This window comes from Streptomyces sp. NPDC014623, from assembly GCF_043088245.1.
Classification (GTDB): Bacteria; Actinomycetota; Actinomycetes; order Streptomycetales; family Streptomycetaceae; genus Streptomyces.
The window spans coordinates 1-1032 of record NZ_JBIBZU010000068.1 but is presented as its reverse complement, the minus strand read 5'-3'; the positions used below and the strand labels follow the sequence as shown (position 1 = coordinate 1032).

Sequence of the window (1032 nt, the reverse complement as noted above, 5' to 3'; positions counted from 1 at the left end):
TGTTTCGTCCCGTTGTTTCATCCCGGATTGCGTGGTTGCGGGTGGTTCATGCTCCGCGCCATGTGGGGGTGGATTCTGCGGTGAGTCTGCGGGTCATGAGGTTGATCATTGCAAGGTGGATCATGGCTTCGGACCGGTGTGGGTGGGCTTCGTAGTCGCGGGCCAGACGTCGGTGGTTCATGAGCCATCCCAGGGTCCGCTCGACGGTCCAGCGGCGGGGCAGGACGGTAAATCCCCTGGTGGTGGGGTCGCGGCGGACGATGTGCATGTCGATGCCGAGGGTGGCGGCGTGCTCGACGAGGTGCTGGCGGTAGCCGCCGTCGACCCAGGTTTTGCGGATGGTGGGATGCTCTGCGGCGATCTGTTCGATGAGAGTTCGGCCGGCGGTCGAGTCCTGCACGCTGGCTGCGGTGACCAGTACGCCGAGGAGGAGTCCGAGGGTGTCGATGACGATGCTCCTCTTGCGGCCGACGATCCTCTTGCCCGCGTCGATGCCTTGCCCAGCGGCGGGGACGTTGGTGGAGGTCTTGACGCTCCGGGAGTCGATGACGCAGGCGGTCGGATCACCGTCCCGGCCTTCCTGCCTGCGGACTTGGCGGCGGAGCAGGCTGTTGAGCTGGTCGAAGACGCCTTCTTCCTGCCAGCGGGCGAAGTAGGCGTAGACGGTGTTCCAGTGGGGGTAGTCGTGCGGCAGATAGCGCCAGGGGATCCCGGTGCGGTTCACGTAGAGGACCGCGTCCAGCAGGCTTCGCAGGTCGTGACTCGGTGGCCTGCCGATGTCCAGCCCGCGGCCTCGGCGCTCTGCCCGCCAGGTGGTCAGGACGGGCTCGACCAGCTCCCATCGGGCATCGGAGAGGTCCCTTGGACAGCGACGGCGCTCAGTCATGATTCTGGAGTACCGGCCGGCCGCGGATCCGGCCCAGGCGCATGCATCAGGCGCGCGAAGCGAACGGTGCACGACGGCGCGTCCTGGGATGAAACAGGAGGAGTGCGGGCGAGACCACGGCATCAACACCCCACCAGCACCACCGG

1 protein-coding gene is annotated in these 1032 nt (G+C 66.8%); it reads right to left on the bottom strand.

All coding sequences use genetic code 11. The features are described from left to right. Positions 1 to 46 precede the first annotated feature (46 nt). Positions 47 to 886, bottom strand: a complete 840-nt coding sequence (locus ACF1FZ_RS35080) for an IS5 family transposase (RefSeq protein ID WP_391777415.1) — start codon at positions 884 to 886, stop codon at positions 47 to 49. Positions 887 to 1032: the final 146 nt, after the last annotated feature.